This window comes from Streptomyces sp. NPDC001068 (assembly GCF_042897315.1).
Classification (GTDB): domain Bacteria; phylum Actinomycetota; class Actinomycetes; order Streptomycetales; family Streptomycetaceae; genus Streptomyces.
Map to the genome: position 1 here is coordinate 119240 of NZ_JBIAYD010000010.1, position 16199 is coordinate 135438.

Annotated in this window: 18 protein-coding genes; 14 read left to right on the top strand and 4 right to left on the bottom strand. The window is 71.5% G+C overall.

Annotation, left to right across the window (positions count from 1 at the left end; translation table 11 throughout):
- The first annotated feature begins 2 nt into the window (after positions 1 to 2).
- The 12 genes from ACFY3I_RS27310 to ACFY3I_RS27365 all read left to right on the top strand — a co-directional run bounded on the left by ACFY3I_RS27310 (position 3) and on the right by ACFY3I_RS27365 (position 10949).
- The gene (locus tag ACFY3I_RS27310; protein ID WP_390863499.1) at positions 3 to 983 is read left to right on the top strand and encodes a type II secretion system F family protein; all 981 of its coding nucleotides are present in this window, start codon (positions 3 to 5) and stop codon (positions 981 to 983) included.
- The gene (locus ACFY3I_RS27315; RefSeq protein ID WP_365289077.1) at positions 980 to 1900 is read left to right on the top strand and encodes a type II secretion system F family protein; all 921 of its coding nucleotides are present in this window, start codon (positions 980 to 982) and stop codon (positions 1898 to 1900) included. Before ACFY3I_RS27310 ends, ACFY3I_RS27315 begins: the two co-directional genes overlap by 4 nt.
- A 49-nt stretch (positions 1901 to 1949) precedes the next feature.
- Entirely contained in the window at positions 1950 to 2201 is a 252-nt protein-coding gene (locus ACFY3I_RS27320) for a hypothetical protein (protein ID WP_390863501.1), read from the top strand.
- Between the two features lie 97 nt (positions 2202 to 2298).
- Positions 2299 to 2673, top strand: coding sequence for a TadE family protein (locus ACFY3I_RS27325; RefSeq protein ID WP_365289144.1), 375 nt, complete (start codon positions 2299 to 2301; stop codon positions 2671 to 2673).
- Positions 2674 to 3117: a TadE/TadG family type IV pilus assembly protein gene (locus ACFY3I_RS27330; RefSeq protein WP_390863503.1), complete on the top strand. Its 444-nt coding sequence runs from the start codon at positions 2674 to 2676 to the stop codon at positions 3115 to 3117.
- Positions 3114 to 3584 (top strand): pilus assembly protein TadG-related protein, encoded by a 471-nt coding sequence (locus ACFY3I_RS27335; RefSeq protein ID WP_365289080.1) that lies wholly within the window; start codon positions 3114 to 3116, stop codon positions 3582 to 3584. The genes ACFY3I_RS27330 and ACFY3I_RS27335 overlap by 4 nt, the downstream gene beginning before the upstream one ends.
- Before the next feature lie 199 nt (positions 3585 to 3783).
- Positions 3784 to 4134 carry an SsgA family sporulation/cell division regulator gene (locus tag ACFY3I_RS27340; RefSeq protein WP_390863505.1) on the top strand — a complete coding sequence of 117 codons (351 nt, stop codon included), beginning with the start codon at positions 3784 to 3786 and terminating at the stop codon, positions 4132 to 4134.
- A gap of 261 nt (positions 4135 to 4395) precedes the next feature.
- Positions 4396 to 7410, top strand: coding sequence for a BTAD domain-containing putative transcriptional regulator (locus tag ACFY3I_RS27345; RefSeq protein WP_390863507.1), 3015 nt, complete (start codon positions 4396 to 4398; stop codon positions 7408 to 7410).
- Positions 7407 to 8402: a prepilin peptidase gene (locus tag ACFY3I_RS27350; protein WP_390863509.1), complete on the top strand. Its 996-nt coding sequence runs from the start codon at positions 7407 to 7409 to the stop codon at positions 8400 to 8402. Before ACFY3I_RS27345 ends, ACFY3I_RS27350 begins: the two co-directional genes overlap by 4 nt.
- Before the next feature lie 72 nt (positions 8403 to 8474).
- Positions 8475 to 9674, top strand: a complete 1200-nt coding sequence (gene mqnC, locus ACFY3I_RS27355) for a cyclic dehypoxanthinyl futalosine synthase (RefSeq protein WP_365289084.1) — start codon at positions 8475 to 8477, stop codon at positions 9672 to 9674.
- 5 nt (positions 9675 to 9679) lie between these two features.
- The gene (locus ACFY3I_RS27360) at positions 9680 to 10129 is read left to right on the top strand and encodes a hypothetical protein (protein ID WP_390863511.1); all 450 of its coding nucleotides are present in this window, start codon (positions 9680 to 9682) and stop codon (positions 10127 to 10129) included.
- Positions 10130 to 10253: 124 nt separating this feature from the next.
- The gene (locus tag ACFY3I_RS27365; protein WP_365289086.1) at positions 10254 to 10949 is read left to right on the top strand and encodes a demethylmenaquinone methyltransferase; all 696 of its coding nucleotides are present in this window, start codon (positions 10254 to 10256) and stop codon (positions 10947 to 10949) included.
- 15 nt (positions 10950 to 10964) lie between these two features.
- Here the strand turns inward: ACFY3I_RS27365 and ACFY3I_RS27370 are convergent, their stop codons facing one another.
- Together ACFY3I_RS27370 and ACFY3I_RS27375 are read right to left on the bottom strand one after the other, a co-directional pair.
- A complete protein-coding gene (locus tag ACFY3I_RS27370; protein ID WP_390863513.1) occupies positions 10965 to 11267 on the bottom strand; it encodes a PASTA domain-containing protein in 303 nt (100 codons plus the stop codon).
- A gap of 121 nt (positions 11268 to 11388) precedes the next feature.
- The gene (locus tag ACFY3I_RS27375; protein WP_365289088.1) at positions 11389 to 11952 is read right to left on the bottom strand and encodes a GNAT family N-acetyltransferase; all 564 of its coding nucleotides are present in this window, start codon (positions 11950 to 11952) and stop codon (positions 11389 to 11391) included.
- A 99-nt stretch (positions 11953 to 12051) separates the two neighbouring features.
- On the opposite strand from ACFY3I_RS27375, the gene ACFY3I_RS27380 reads away from it, so the two are divergent.
- The gene (locus ACFY3I_RS27380; RefSeq protein ID WP_365289089.1) at positions 12052 to 13335 is read left to right on the top strand and encodes a geranylgeranyl reductase family protein; all 1284 of its coding nucleotides are present in this window, start codon (positions 12052 to 12054) and stop codon (positions 13333 to 13335) included.
- 39 nt (positions 13336 to 13374) lie between these two features.
- On the opposite strand, the gene def is transcribed toward ACFY3I_RS27380, so the two are convergent.
- Entirely contained in the window at positions 13375 to 14001 is a 627-nt protein-coding gene (gene def / locus ACFY3I_RS27385) for a peptide deformylase (RefSeq protein WP_390863515.1), read from the bottom strand.
- A 276-nt stretch (positions 14002 to 14277) separates the two neighbouring features.
- Entirely contained in the window at positions 14278 to 15084 is an 807-nt protein-coding gene (locus tag ACFY3I_RS27390; RefSeq protein WP_365289091.1) for a C40 family peptidase, read from the bottom strand.
- A gap of 754 nt (positions 15085 to 15838) precedes the next feature.
- Between ACFY3I_RS27390 and ACFY3I_RS27395 the strand changes: the two genes are divergently transcribed.
- Positions 15839 to 16198, top strand: a complete 360-nt coding sequence (locus ACFY3I_RS27395; protein ID WP_086791863.1) for an NADH-quinone oxidoreductase subunit A — start codon at positions 15839 to 15841, stop codon at positions 16196 to 16198.
- Position 16199 lies beyond the last annotated feature (1 nt).

A 16199-nucleotide genomic window follows, 5' to 3' on the forward strand; every position in this document is an offset into this window, starting at 1 on the left:
ACATGAACCTGGATTCCCTGAGCTCCATGGGCGGGCTCTTCTCCGTCGAGGTGCTCTACGCGCTGGGCTGCGGTGTCGCCGCGGGCGGCGGCCTGGCGCTGCTGATCCTGGCGATCCGCGGCCTGCCCGCCAAGCCCGACCACGAGAGGCAGAAGGCGAACGAACGGGCCGCCGAACTCGTCCGGTTCGCCGGCCGGCGCGGCTCCCTCGCCGCCATCATCGGTCTCGCGGTGCTGCTGATGACCCGCTGGGCGGTGGCCGGCATCGCCGCCGGCGTCCTGGTCTTCTTCTGGGACAAGCTGTTCGGCGGCGCCGCCGAGGAACGCGCCGCGATGAAACGCGTGGAGGCGCTGGCCTCCTGGACCGAGTCGCTGCGGGACACCATCGCCGGCGCCGTCGGCCTGGAGCAGGCCATTCCGGCGTCCGCGCGGGCCGCCGCGCCGATCCTGCGTCCGCACCTCGACGCGCTGGTCGACCGGCTGCGCGCCCGCACCCCGCTGCCGGACGCGCTCCAGCACCTCGCCGACGAGATCGACGACGCGTCCGCCGACATCATCGTCGCCGCGCTCATGCTCAACGCCCGCCTGCGCGGCCCCGGTCTGCGGCAGGTGCTGGGCGCGCTCGCCAAGTCGGCGCGGGAGGAGGTCGACATGCGGCAGCGCGTGATGGCCCAACGGGCCTCCACCCGGCGTTCGGTGCAGATCGTCGTCGCCGTGTCCGTCGCGTTCGTCCTCGGCCTCGCCGTCTTCAACCGCGACTTCGTCTCGCCGTACGGCACCGCGGTGGGCCAGCTCGTCCTCGCCCTGGTCTGCGGGCTGTTCGCGCTCGGCTTCTGGTGGCTGCGCAAGCTCTCCACCATCGAGACCCCGGAGCGGTTCCTGGTCCGCGACCAGTCCTCGGTCCAGTTCGTACGACCGCCCCGCACCGCTCCCGGTCAGCCGGGCCGGCAGACGCTGCCCACCGAGGAAGGTGCACGCCGGTGAACCTCACGATGCCGATCGTCGTCGGCGTGATCCTGGGTCTCGGCGTCTACGCCCTGATCCGTGCGCTGATGCCGACCAGGCGCAGCGCGGTCGCACAGGTCGCCCGGATCGACGCGATGCGGGCGCGCGGCGCGGCGTACGAGTCCGCCCGGCAGACGCGGGACACCGGCCGGTTCGGCTCCCTGCGCGCCGAAGTCGGCGAGCGTGTCGCCGACTTCTACCGGCAGCAGGGCTGGGAACAGCGCTCGCTCCGTGCCGACCTCGCCGTCCTGGACCGCAGCTGGGAGAAGTTCCTGGCCACCAAGGTGCTGCTCGCGGCCGCCGGTCTGGTCTTCGGCCCGTTCCTGTTCGCCGTCGTCTACACCATGGGCTTCGGCCACAGCCCGGTCATCCCGGTCTGGCTCTCCCTGGCCTGTGCGGCCCTGTTCTTCTTCCTGCCCGACCTGGAAGTGCGGCGGGACGCCGCCGAGAAGCGCCGCGACCTCAGGCGGGTGATCGGCGCCTACCTCGACCTGGTGTCGATGAGCCTGGCCGGTGGCCGGGGCCTCCCGGAGGCCCTGATGGCGGCCGCCGAGATCTCCGACGGATGGGCCAACCAGCGCATCCGCAGCGCCCTCGCCGACGCCCGGATCACCGGCGTCAGCCAGTGGCAGGCGCTGGGCGCGCTCGGCGAGGAACTCGGCGTCGAGGAACTCAAGGACCTGTCGGCCTCCCTGGCGCTCGTCGCCGACGACGGGGCCAAGGTCCGTGAGTCCCTCGCCTCCCGCGCCGAGACCATGCGGCACCGCGAACTCGCCGAGATCGAGGGCAGCGCGGGCGAGAAGTCCCAGTCGATGCTCGTCGCCCAGCTGCTGCTGTGCGCCGGCTTCCTGGTCTTCCTGATCTTCCCGGCGGCGATGCGGGTGTTCCAGGTCTGATCTCTTGCGTGAACCTTCGCCAACTGCTGTTTCGAGAGGACAACACACCATGAACGGACGGAACTTCAGCACCGGGATCCCGGCAGTGGACTTCCTGGTCACCTTCCTCCGGGGCCGGGTGCAGCGCGCCCGCTCCGGCGAACTCGACCGCGGTGCCTCCGCCGTCGAGTGGGTCATCATCTCCGCGGTCGTCGTGGCGATCGTCGGCGTCGTGGCCGCCATCATCAACGCGGCCCTCAGCGACGGCGCCAACAAGGTCGGCGACTGCATCAAGGGCGCCAACGCGAGCAAGACCTGCTGACCGCGCTCGACGCAGAAGGAACGGGGAAGACGGGGGTTTTGTGGACGTGACCGGATGGGTACGCCGCCGGGCGGCCGCCGCGCGCGGCGACTCGGGAATGACCGCGATCGAGTTCGTGTTCCTCACCCCCGTCCTGTTCTTCATGATCTTCGCCACGGTGCAGTTCGCGCTGTACTTCTTCGCCGACCACGTGGCCCAGGCCGCGGCCCAGGCGGGTGCCCGCAAGGCCCGGGCCACCGCCGACGCGGAACCCGGCGCCTGGCGCGGCAAGGCCCAGGACGTGGTCGACTCCTACATCGGCCAGCTCGGGCCGCAACTGGTCCTGGCCCCCGACGTGAAGATGCTCCAGCCGGAGCAGGACACGGTAGGTGTCGAGATCACGGCCCGTATCCCGACGGTGTTCCCCGGCCTGGACCTGACCGTGCACGCGCAGTCGTCGGGACCGGTCGAGCGATTCGTGGAGGACAACTAGATGTCCGCCCACCGCGGGACGACGCGTGCCGGGACGGCCCACGGCGGCCACGTGCACGACCGGGGGCTGTCGACCGTCGAGGTCGTCATCCTCGCCCCGGTCATGATCCTTTTCATCCTCGTCCTGGTCGCCTTCGGCCAACTCGTCGACGGACGCGGGGCGATCGACGGTGCCGCCCGAGACGCGGCCCGCGCCGGCTCCATCCAGAAGGACCACGGCACCGCCATGTCCGAGGCCCGCAAGGCGGCGGCGGCCGACCTGTCGGACGTCTGCTCCGGCCCGGTGTCCGTCGTGCAGACCAGTCAGGGGTTCGAGCCCGACAGCATCTTCACGGTCGAGGTGAGCTGCGAGGTGCGGGGGCTGGCCATGCTGGGCCTGGACATCCCCACCACGCTCACCGCGAGTTTCTCCTCGCCGCTCGATCCGTTCCGGAGGTCGGCGTGAGCGTGGGCATCGCGCTGCTGCGCACCTGGTGGACCGCGCGCCGGCTCCGCCTCGACGACCGGGGTTCGGGCGCCGGCGCGGTCATCATCTTCGCCCTGGTCTTCCTCTCGCTGTCCGCGTTCGTCATCGACGGCGGACTGTCCATCTCCAAACGCGAACGCGCCGCCGACATCGCCGAACAGGCGGCCCGTTACGCGGCGCAGGACATCGACAAGGCCGCGCTCTACGAGAACCGGGGCGGTGCGGCGCCCATCATCTACCAGGACTGCGACGCCCGGGTGAAGACCTTCGCCCGCGAGATGGACATGTCCGCCGCGGACGTCGCGGGCACGCACTGCACCGTCGCCGACCCCCAGCAGGTCCAGGTCGAGGTCCAGTTGACCTACGAGCCCGTCTTCACGGGAATGTTCTATGGCGGAGCGGTCGTCGTACACGGTGAGGCGACGGCCGAGAACGAGGTCGGCTGACCCGGTTCGCCGGTCGTCGTCCCCTCCCAGCCACCCGCACGTGACGCATGTCACCCAAGTGCTTTGTGATTACGGCGTAATCAGACGGCGGGTGGCCACTCCATATCTACGACGACCTACGACGACCTACGACGACCTACGACGACCTACGACGGCCGGCGACGGTCCGTTCCGGATCCCCCATCGACGGAGTACGCCCGTGCCCATCACCCTGGAGCAGCCCACCGGCGCCCGCCTGCTCACCGCCGACGAGCAGGAGGTGGCGGTGCCCGCGACGCTCCGCTACACCTCGGCCGAACCGCAGGCCGTGCACTTCGTCTTCCCGCCGTGGATCTCGCTGGACGGCGAGGAGGTCACCTGGAGCTTCTCGCGAACCCTCCTGGTGGAGGGACTTCAGGCGCCCGTCGTCCTCGGCAACGTGCACGTACGGCCGTACAGCACCTCGCGCACGGTCGTCGAACTCCGTGCCGAGGAGGGGGTCGCGGCGATCACCTTCGCCACGTCCGTCCTGCGGCGCTTCCTGCTGTCCTCGCTCCGTCTCGCCGACTGACGGACGGGGCGTCCCGGCGGCATCGGACCCGTGCGGTCCGTGGGGAGTGTGGCGTGTGTGTGGAGGGGTGGTGTGCGAGCCGGTCGCAGGTGACTCCGGCCAACGGGATGCCAGTTCACGAACAGGGCCAAAACGGGCGCCCGTTCGGTGTTCCGCCCTTCGACGCTGTCACTCCCGGTCAATAGGATCGTGGACGGGGGCTCGGTAGGCTCGATGTGCCCTCGGCCCGCTCCTTCCACACACGACCCCAGGACACCCGCCATGGCGCGACGCAGCACATCAGGCTCGACGGGAAGACCGACGGGGAACCCGTCGGGTCCGCGGAACCGGACCCCGCAGCCGGTGCGGATGCGACGGCGTACGTTCGGGGACTTCGTCAGGGCCTTCCTCGCCTTCGTGGCACTGCTCGCGCTCGTCGTCGGCGTCCCCGGCGCCCTCGCCGTGACCGTCGGCTGGCCGCTGCCGCACAGCGCGCCGAAGATGGAGTGGCTGTCGCAGCCGATCGGCGTCGACGTCTTCCTGAACACCCTGACGGTCATCGTGTGGCTGGCCTGGGCCCAGTTCACGGCCTGCGTGCTGGTGGAGGTCAGGGCAGCCGTCTCCGGAGTGGGCCTGCCCGGCCGGGTCCCCGGCGCCGGCCCCAGCCAGCTGCTCGCCCGCCAGCTCGTCGCCGCCCTGCTGCTGGTCGGCGCCACCGCCGCCAGCCTCACCCCGGGCCTGTCGCAGCTCGGCCACAGCATGGAGGGCAACCAGAAGGGCACCGTCGCCACCGCCCAGGCGACCCCCGGCATCCTCGCCCAGCAGCAGGAGCAGGCGAGGTCCACCGCCGCCGCGCTCGCCGAACAGGCCGGCCACGCCGCCGCCCAGGCCCGGGCCGAGCACGGTTCCACCGCGGCCACGCACGGGGCGACGAAGTACTACCGGATCCAGCCGCCCGAGGGCCGCCACCACGACTCCCTGTGGGAGGTGGCACAGCGCCACCTCGGCGACGGCCGCCGGTACAAGGAGATCTACGAACTCAACAAGGACCGCGTCCAGCCCGACGGTTCTCGGCTCTCCGAGGCAAGCCTCATCCGGCCGGGCTGGATCATGGAGATGCCGGGCGACGCCCACGGCGGCGAACTCGTCGAGAACCCCGACGCGCACGTCTCGCCCGAGGTCCGGCAGCAGATCGGCGAGTACGCCAGGACCGGCGACCACGACCGGCACGAGCAGCAGCACCAGCAGCAGGGCGGGCAGCAGGCGGGCGAGGACGGGGCGACCGCCCAGATCACGGTCCCCAGCCCGCGTCAGGCCGACGGGGCGGGCGCTTCCGCCGCGCACCGGCAGGAGGGCTCCGGCGCCGCCTCGGCCGGATCGGCCTCGGACGGCTCCTCCTCGGCAGGCTCGTCCTTCGGTCTGCCGGAGGCGCTGCTCGGCGCCCCGTTCCTCGCCGCCGGCCTGCTCGCCGCCCTCGGCCGCCGGCGCAGGCAGGCGCTGTGGCAGTCGGCGCTCGGCGCCGCCGCCGGCCGGCGCGGCATGGAGCCCCCGACCCCCGACGGCGACGCCCTGGACGTGCAGGACGCGCTGCTGGTCGGCGCCGACCCCGAGGGCGTGCGACTGCTGGACCTGTCCCTGCGCGGACTCGCCGCCGCCCTCACCGCGGAGTCCCGTTCGCTGCCCGTCGTCTACGCGGCCTGGCTCACCCACGGCGACCTGCACCTGCAGCTCGCCCAGCCGGCCGGCAAGCCCCCGGCACCCTGGCAGCTCGGCCAGGACCAGACGTTCTGGACGCTGTCCCGCGCGGACGCCGAGCGGTACGAGGACACCGACACCGCGGCCCCGTACCCCGGCCTGGTCAGCCTCGGCACCATGGACGACTCGCGGCTGCTGCTCAACCTGGAGGCCGTGCCCGGCATCGTCTCGCTGACCGGGCGCGAGGCCGACCGGGCCGCCGTGTTTTCGTCGGTCGCCGCCGAACTCGCCACCAACGGCTGGTCGGACCGCATGACCATCACGCTCGTCGGCTTCGGCGCCGACCTCACCCCGCTCGCCCCCAACCGGCTGCGCCACCTCGACGACGTGGACGCGCTGTTCGAGGTGATGGAGGCGGAGACCCGGCAGCGGCGGGGCGCACTCGGCGCCGCCGGGCACGACTCGGTCCTCACCGGCCGCACCGGCCCGGCCCAGCACACCCGCTGGGCGCCGAACCTGGTGCTGCTGGCCGCCCAGCCGTCCCCCGAGGACGCGCTGCGGCTCGCCGAACTCGCCGCCGACGCGTCCCGTCTCGGCATCGGCTACCTGGTCGGCACCGAGAGCGCCGACCTGCCGGGTGCCGCCTGGGCGATGGAGATCACCCCGGACGGCAAGCTCCTCGCGCCGCTGCTCGGCCTCGAACTGGAGGCCCAGCTGCTGCCCGCCGTGCAGCAGCGCGCGGTCGTCGAGCTGTTCGTCGAGGCCGACCCCGACCGCGACCCGGACGGGCCGACCAACGCCCCGCCGTTCCTCGTCGACATCAGCGAACAGGGCCGTCCCGCGGTGTACGCGCGACTGGTCGGCCCGTACGAGATCATCGGCCTCGACACCCCGGACGGAGAACGCAGCGCGCTGCTCCACGAGGCGCTGGCGCTGCTTCTGCTGCACCGCGAAGGGGTGCACCCGCGCGTGCTGTCGTCCGCGCTGTGGCCGCGCGGGGTGACGGAGGACGTCCGCGACGCGCTGCTGGAGCGGCTGCGCGCCTGGCTGGGCACCGATCCGGACGGCGGCCAGCGGCTGCGCGCCGACACCACCGGCCGCCTGGTGCTCGCCCGGTCGGTCGTCTCCGACCTGGACGTGCTGCGCTCCCTCTACTACGAGGCCACGCAGGGCACGGGCGCCGGCAACCGGGCCGTCCGCGGCCGTCTGCTCACCGACGCGCTGGTCCTCGTCCGCGGTCCGCTGCTCGCCGACCGCGCGGAGAGCCGTTACCGCTGGCTCACCCACGAGATCGTCGACGCCCAGCTGCCGTTGCTGGTCGCGGACATCGGCCTCGCCCTGTCCGCGTTCCACCTGGAGAAGGACCGCGCGGAGAAGGCGATCGAGGCGCTCGGCGCGGCGCTGAGGACCGCCCCGGACGACGAGCGCCTCTGGAACGAACTGCTGCGCGCCACCCACGCCACCGGCGACCCGGACCGGCTGCGGGTCCTCGCCGCCGAGCTCGTCACCCGCAGCGGGGCGCGCGGCCTGCCGCCGCGCACCGAGGCGCTCCTCGACGAACTCCTGCCGACCTGGCGCGAGGGCGCCGCCGCGACGGGATGACCGCACTCGACCTCGCCCTCCCGGCCGCCGCCACCCTCTGGGGCGCGGCGGCCGGCACCCTGCTGCCCCGCGCCGCGTACCGCTTCTCGGCACCGGCGGGTGAGCGGTGGCGCACCGAGTGCCCGGCCGGACACCCGCTCAAGGGGTGGCTGGGCGGCGCACGCTGCGGTGCGTGCGCGGCGGCCGAGACGCCGCACGTCGCCACGCCCGCACCGGCACGCGGAAGCGAGTCCACGCCGGCGCCTGACGGCGGGTCCACGGCCGAGGGCGACTCCGCGTGCGGGTCCGGTGGTGACCTTGCGCGGGTGCCGGACGGCGGGTCCGCGGCCGAGGGCGACTCCGGATCTGGGTCCGGGTCCGGTGGTGACCTCGCGCCGGTGCCGGTGCCGGTGCCGGTGCCGGTGCCTGACGGCGGGTCCGTGCCCGGCGATCGCCGTCCGCGGGCCGCCTACGGTCCCCGCACGACGCCGTTCGTCGTGGCGTCCGCGCTGGTCTGTGCGCTGCTGGCGGTCGCCACCGGTGGCCGGCCCGAGTTGGGGGTGTGGTTGCTGCTCGCGCCGGTGGGCGTGCTGCTCGCGGCCGTCGACTTCCGGGTGCAGCGCCTTCCCGACCCCCTCACCCTGCCCCTGGCGGCCGCGGCGCTCGCCCTGCTCGGCGCGGCCGCGCTGCTCCCCGAGCACGCCGGCGACTGGTCCACCGCCCTCTGCGCGGCCCCCGCCCTCGGCGCCGGCTACTTCGCCCTCTTCCTCGTCAACCCCGGCGGGATGGGCTTCGGCGACGTGAAACTGGCCCTCGGGGCGGGCGCGGTCCTCGGCTGGTACGGCTGGCCCACCGTGCTGCTCGGCACCTTCGCCGGCTTCCTGTTCGGCGCCCTGTACGGCGGCGCCCTGGTCGTCGCGCGGCGGGCCGGGCGCCGGACGGCGATCGCGTTCGGCCCGTTCCTGATCGCCGGCGCGTTCGCGGCGCTGCTGGTCGGCGCGTACACGGCCTGAGGTCGGGCCGTCCGGAGGCCTGGCGTAGGCTGGCGGGGTCTGTCCACAACCCTTGACGAAAGGGACGCCCAGGTGACCGAGAAGGCCGACCTCCAGTCTGTCCTCGACCGTGCCGCCGCCGGTGGGCGGATCACCCCGGAAGAGGCGCTCGACCTCTACCGTGACGCGCCCCTGCACGCGCTGGGCGCCGCCGCCGACGCCGTACGCCGCCGCAGGTACGCCGGTACCGAGCACATCGCGACGTACATCATCGAGCGGAACATCAACTACACCAACGTGTGCGTCACCGCGTGCAAGTTCTGCGCCTTCTACGCGGCCCCCAAGGACCAGGCCAAGGGCTGGACCCGCGAGCTCGACGACATCCTGCGCCGCTGCGCGGAGACCGTCGAACTGGGCGGCACCCAGATCATGTTCCAGGGCGGCCACCACCCCGACTTCGGCGTCGAGTACTACGAGCGCAACTTCAAGGCGATCAAGGACGCGTTCCCGCAGTTGGTCATCCACAGCCTGGGGGCGTCCGAGGTCGAGCACATGGCCCGGATCTCCGGTGTCTCGGTCGAAGAGGCCATCACCCGCATCCACGAGGCCGGCCTCGACTCCTTCGCGGGCGCCGGCGCGGAACTCCTGCCCGCCCGCCCCCGCAAGGCCATCGCGCCCCTCAAGGAGAGCGGCGAGCGCTGGCTGGAGATCATGGAGGCGGCGCACGGGCTCGGCGTGGAGTCCACGTCCACGATGCTCATGGGCACCGGCGAGACCAACGCCGAACGCATCGAGCACCTGCGGATGATCCGGGACGTCCAGGACCGCACGGGCGGCTTCCGGGCCTTCATCCCGTACACCTACCAGCCCGAGAACAACCACCTCAAGGGCCGCACGCAGGCGACCCTCTTCGAGTACCTGCGGATGATCGCGATCGCCCGGGTCTTCCTCGACAACGTCGCCCACATCCAGGGCTCCTGGCTGACCACCGGCAAGGAGGTCGGCCAGCTCTCGCTGCACTACGGCGCCGACGACCTCGGCTCGATCATGCTGGAGGAGAACGTCGTCTCCTCGGCCGGAGCCAAGCACCGCTCCAACCGCCTGGAGATCATCGACCTGATCCGCAAGGCGGGCCGGGTCCCGGCGCAGCGCGCGACCACGTACGAGCACCTCGTCGTGCACGACGACCCGGCGAACGACCCGGTGGACGAGCGGGTGATGTCCCACATCTCCTCGACGGCGATCGAGGGCGGGACGGCTCACCCGGAGTTGAAGCTCCTCGCCTCCAACTGACGGCCGTGGAGACGATTCACGCGGCGGACCTGGTCTTCGCGGACTGGGACGCCGAGCCGGTCGAGAACGGCGCCGTGGTGGTCGTACAGGACCGGATCGGTGCCGTCGGCCGGTACGAGGAGCTGCGTGAACGGTTCCCCCGGGCGCGGGTACGCCGGTGGCCGGGGTCGCTCGGCCCCGCCCGTGTCCACGACGGTCCGCTGCCGGACGCCCCCAGCCCGCGCGAGCGCGTGCACGCCGTGCTGAAGCTGGGCGCGGTGGCGGTACTGGCGGCGTACGCGGATTCGCCCGAACTCCGGGCCGCGGCCGCGCGCAACGACGTCTCCGTGGTCGCCGCGGCCGGCCCCGGACGGCTCACCGAGAGGTCGGCCCGGGCCGACCTGGCCGTGTTCGACGCGGCGGGGGAGTGCGTCGCGACGGTGTGTGCCGGGCGCCTCGTCCACCGACGGAAGTAGCGCGTCCCGCCCGCGAGCGTGCGCGTCTCCCCACCCCAGTCCTGCCGTGCGGCTGGATGGCGGACGTCGCGGCGAAGAGGAAGCCCCGGCTTCCGCCGTGACGGTGGGCTGCAAGAATGGCCCGGTGACCCGCGCCTCCCTGAACAAGCAGCCGCACGAAGTCGCCTCGATGTTCGACGACGTGGCGGAACGGTACGACCTGACCAACGACGTGCTGTCGCTCGGCCAGGACCGGCAGTGGCGGAAGGAGGTCGCCCGGGCGGTCGACGCGCGGCCCGCGCAGAAGGTCCTGGACCTGGCGGCCGGCACCGGCACGTCCTCCCAGCCGTTCGTCCGGGCCGGCGCCTACGTGGTGCCCTGCGACTTCTCCCTCGGGATGCTCCAGGTCGGCAAGCGGCGCGCCGCCTGGATGCCCTTCACCGCGGGGGACGCCACCAGGCTGCCGTTCAAGGACGACACCTTCGACGCCGTGACGATCTCCTTCGGGCTGCGCAACGTCCAGGACACCGACGCCGCCCTGCGGGAGATGTACCGGGTGACCCGCCCCGGCGGCCGCGTGGTGATCTGCGAGTTCTCGCACCCCACCTGGGCGCCGTTCCGGACCGTCTACACCGAGTACCTGATGCGCGCGCTGCCGCCCGTCGCCCGCGCGGTCTCCTCCAATCCGGACGCCTACGTCTATCTCGCCGAGTCCATCCGTGCCTGGCCCGACCAGCCGGCGCTCGCCGGACGGCTGCGCGAGGCGGGCTGGTCGAAGGTGGCCTGGCGCAACCTCACCGGCGGGGTCGTCGCCCTGCACCGGGGCTTCAAGGAGGCCTGAGCCCCGATCCGGGCGTCACCCGCCGATCACCTCGAAGGTGTCACCGGGCCGGTCCAGCTCCCGTTGCATCCCGCCCGTCGGTGGCCGCGGGATGCGTGGCTCGCGCACGCCTCCGCCGCCCTCTCCCTCACCGAAGTCGAACCACACGTACACCATCGAGTCCCGCGGCACCTCGGCGCCGGCCTGCGGGAACTGGCGAACGACGTAGTCGACGACCGTCAGGTGGAACTCCGGCCGGTCCGGGGCGTTGAGGAACAACCCCCGTGCCCGGGCGGTCTCGCGTGCGTCCACGGCCATCAGTCCGACCAGCCGTGGCACGCGCGTTTCGGGTGTCTTGGGTGTTATATGCACAGATGTCACCCCCAGCGGTACTGGAAGGGTAACCCCGGGCATATGGCAGCCGGAAGCGCCAAGTGGCGTTCTGTGACAGATCGTTACTCTAAGTAACCACCCCGTGGGTCGAGTCCGCGGATCGGGCCGATTCCGTGGCCCGGGCCCGCAGATCGAGTCGGAAGCAGAGCGCGTCCTCCTCGAAGCGCGGGTGCGGGAAGGTTCCGGCGAGCTCCATCCCGAGGCGACGGGTCACCGCGACCGACCGCTCGTTCCCGGGCCGCACCATCGCCACCACCGCGGGTACGCCCACGGCCCGCAGCCGCTCCAGCGTCGTCAACGCCGCGGCCGTGGCGTACCCCTGGCCCCAGTGTTCCCGGCCCAGCCGCCAGCCGATCTCGATCTCGCCCTCGGGTCCCCAGTCCCGCGGCCACGGCTGGGCGCCGGTGAAGCCGATGACCCGGCCGGACTCGTCGGCCATCGTCCACAGGCAGAACCCGAGCTCCGCGTCGTGCCGGCGCTGCCGGGCGGTGAGCTCCTCGTAGACGGACAGCTCCGCGGACCTGCCGCCGTGGAACTCCATGACGTCCGGGTCGTCGAAGACCCGGTACCAGGCGAACGCGTCCTCGTGGGTGGGTACACGCAGCCGTACCGCGGGGAGAGCTCGGTTCACAGGGGCAGCCCTTCAGCAGGGTGATCAGTACCGCTGAATAGACTGCCCATGTCCAGTGCCGGCCGGCACGCAGATTTCTAGCCTTGGGGAGACCCTGCCGTGACCGAGCCACTCTCCGAAAACACCGCCGATGTCATCGTCGTCGGCGCGGGGCCAGCCGGCTCCACGACCGCGTACCACCTCGCCAAGTCGGGCCTCGACGTGCTCCTGCTGGAGAAGACCGAGTTCCCGCGCGAGAAGGTGTGCGGCGACGGCCTCACCCCGCGCGCGGTGAAGCAGCTGGTCGCGATGGGCATCGACATCTCCGAGGAGGCCGGCTGGCTGCGCAACAAGGGCCTGCGCATCGTCGGCGGCGGCACCCGCCTGCAGCTGGACTGGCCGGATCTCGCCTCCTTCCCCGACTACGGCCTGGTCCGCAAACGCGACGACTTCGACGAACAGCTCGCCCGTCAGGCCCAGAAGGCGGGCGCCCGCCTCTTCGAGCGCTGCAACGTCGGCGCCCCGATCGTCGACGACCGCACCGGCCGGATCACCGGTGTGCACGCCAAGCTCGGCGAGGAGAAGCGCGAGGTCACCTTCCACGCGCCGCTCGTCGTGGCCGCCGACGGCAACTCCACCCGCCTCTCCCTCGCGATGGGCCTGCACCGCCGCGAGGACCGCCCGATGGGCGTGGCCGTACGGACCTACTTCACCTCCCCCCGTCACGAGGACGACTACCTGGAGTCCTGGCTGGAGCTCTGGGACCGCCGCGGCCCCCAGGACCGCCTGCTGCCCGGTTACGGCTGGATCTTCGGCATGGGCGACGGCACGTCCAACGTCGGCCTGGGCGTGCTGAACACCTCCGACTCGTTCAAGGAACTGGACTGGCGCGAGGTCCTCAAGGCCTGGTGCGCCTCCATGCCCGCCGACTGGGGCTACACCCCGGAGAACATGACCGGCCCGATCCGTGGCGCGGCCCTCCCCATGGCCTTCAACCGCCAGCCCCACTACACGCGCGGCCTGCTCCTCGTCGGCGACGCCGGCGGCCTGGTGAACCCCTTCAACGGCGAGGGCATCGCCTACGCCATGGAATCCGGCCAGATCGCCGCCGACGTCATCGTCCAGGCGCACGCGCGGGCCACGCCCGGCCAGCGCGAGACGGCCCTGCAGCGCTACCCGCGGGTCCTCAAGGACACCTACGGCGGTTACTACACGCTGGGCCGCGCCTTCGTGAAACTCATCGGCAACCCGAAGGTCATGCAGATCGCGGCGCAGCGCGGCCTGACCCACCCGATGCTCATGAAATTCACCCTGAAGCTGCTGGCCAACCTCACCGACCCGACCGGCGGCGACGCGATGGACCGCATCATCAACGGCCTGAGCAAGGTGGCCCCCAAGGCGTGAGCACCGCTGTGCGGTCCGGCCGGTGCGGGGGCGCCGCCGCTACGCGGTGAGCGCCTCGGTGTTGGCGGCTCTGCGGGCGTGGACCTCGTCGCGCCGGGCCGCCACCTGCCGCATCGCCTCCTTGCGCTGCCGCGCGGTGAGCCGGTCGAGATACAGGTGTCCGTTCACATGGTCGGTCTCGTGCGCGAGGCAGCGGGCGAAATATCCTGTTCCCTCCAGGGTGAGCGGATTGCCGTCCCTGTCCACGCCGCGCACGGTCGCCCGATCGGGACGCGCCACCTCCATGACGGCCCCGGGCACCGACAGGCAGCCCTCGCTGTCGTCGAGCAGCCGCCGGCCGGCCGGACCCTGCGGCTCCAGTACGGGATTGACGATGTGACCGACATGTCGGACACCGTCGTCATCGGGGCAGTCGTACACGAAGAGCCTGAGGTCGACGCCGACTTGGTTGGCCGCCAGACCGGCTCCCTCGGCGATGTACATGGTGAGGAACATGTCGTCGACGAGTGCGGCGAGGTCGGGCCCGAACTCGGTGACGTCCCGGCACGGCTTGTGCAGGACCTCCTCGCCGGTCTCGGTGATCCGGCGCACCGAACCGCGCCGGGCCTCCGGCGCGTGCCGGGGGTAGTGGTCCATGGGGCTGCCCTGGACGAAGACGCGTGGCATCGCGATGTCCCCTCTCGGGTCTCGGGCCGCTCCGTGCGAGCGGCATGAGTCGAGAATCCCAGGGATCGCCGGAGCGCGGGCAGGGCTGTGGAAAACCCTGCCCGGACACCTGTGGAGAACCCGGCGGGGCATCTGTGGAAAACCTCGCGGAGGCGTCTGGAGAAGACCTCGCCGGGACGGACGCGCCGGAAGGGCCGCTGCCCCCGAGCGGCTGCGGCCCTACCGTGCTTATGTGATGCCCGAGTTATACCGGGTTTCTGCGGTTTGCCCCTGTTGTCAGAGCACCCGCACCGCGCCGGACGGCGGGTCGTACGACAGCGGGTGCTCACCGACGCCGCTGGAGGGGTTCTGCGCGCCCACGAACATGCCGTCGCCCACGTACACGGCCACGTGGTACGCGCTGCCGGCGCTGCCCCAGTAGAGGATGTCGCCGGGCTGCAGGTTGCTCAGCGAGACCTGGGTGCCCTGCGTCGACTGGTCCTGGGAGACGCGCGGCAGGCTGACGCCGACCGACTTGAAGGCGGCCTGCACGAGACCCGAGCAGTCCCACGAGTTGGGGCCCGTGCCGCCGGAGACGTAGGCGTCGCCGATCTGGGCCTTCACGAAGGCGACCACGGCGGCGGCCGAACCGGTCGCCGTGGAGGTGCTCGTGGAGGCGCTGGAGGCCGTGGAGGTGGCGCTGAGCGTGGTGCGCTCGGCGCTGCGCGAGGTGGCGCGTGCGGCGGCCTCCTTGCGGGCCTCCTCGGCCTTCTTCTTGGCCTCGGCCTTGTGCTTGGCCTCGGCGAGGTCCGACTTGGCCTGCTTCGCGGCCTTTGCGGCGGCCGCGTCGCGCTCGGCCTGGAGCGCGTAGTTCGCGGCGGCCTGCTGAGTGGCGTCGGCGGACTGGGCCACCTGGGTGGCCAGGTCGGCCGTCAGGGTGGGCAGTTCGAGCGTCTGCGTCACGGGTTCGGCGGCACTCGCCGAGGCCGCGCCCGCCGCTGCCATGCCGAGGACGCCACTGGCAACTCCGGCGCGCACGGCGATGCTTGTCGTCGCGCTGCGGCGGGCTTTCCGGTGGCTGCGTATGTGAGCGGTGTGGGACATGGGAACAACCGGTACCAGGGGCTCCTTCATATCTTCAAGAAACGTGTGCTGCGCCACAGTTGTTCAATCGGGGCTGAGATTACTGCCCTTGTCCTTCTTTATTGACGCCGTAACGGACATTGCGGGCGCCCGTGATCATGCATGTGATCACGTTCTTTCGTCATAACGTCCGAATTGCCCCCCGCCTACCATCGGTTGGGATGATTGGCCAAGCCCGGTTCTCATGGATCTCTCACCAATGTGGCGGAGGTCACGGAACGGTTACCGGGGAGGGTGCGTCTCGCGTGCGGCTCGAGGCCGCCCGAGTTCGTGAACGCGCGCACGCGTCCACATCGCTCCTCGCACCTCCCTCTGATGTGTGAACGCGATCCTCTAGCAGGACGGTCCGTCCACCGCGAATTTGCATGCAGAGGAACCCTCTTGATATGGAGACGCCCGCCGTGGACCCCCTCCGGCCTGCGTCGACGAGCGAAAATGTCACCTCTGGTGATCAGCTGAACGCTTCGAGTGTGAAGATCACTACTCATCCGACTTCATGATCGATCGTCAGGTGGTGGAGATCACAAAGCTTGTGCAATACCCCGTGTCGCAGATCACAGAGCGACAGGCATAAGATGCGAGGCAGCTGGGCTTGTGACCTGCTTCACATGTTCGCGATCTTCGCCCGGGACGTGCGGGGTTCGCGTGACGGACGAGGCGGATGAGCCCGGTCGAACCGCCACCAGTCAGTGCCGACTGAGAGGAGCGAGGAGCGGTGAACGCGTATGCGCCCATCCTCGTACTGGGAGCCCTCGGGGCAGGCTTTGCGATCTTCTCCGTGGTCATGGCCACGCTGATCGGTCCGAAGCGGTACAACCGCGCCAGGCTCGAAGCCTACGAGTGCGGCATCGAGCCGACCCCCACGCCGGCCGGCGGCGGGCGTTTCCCGATCAAGTACTACCTGACGGCGATGCTCTTCATCGTCTTCGACATCGAGATCGTCTTCCTCTACCCGTGGGCCGTCACCTTCGACGCCCTGGGTGTTTTCGGGCTCGTGGAGATGCTGCTCTTCGTGCTCACCGTCTTCGTCGCGTACGCGTACGTATGGCGGCGCGGCGGCCTGGAATGGGACTGAG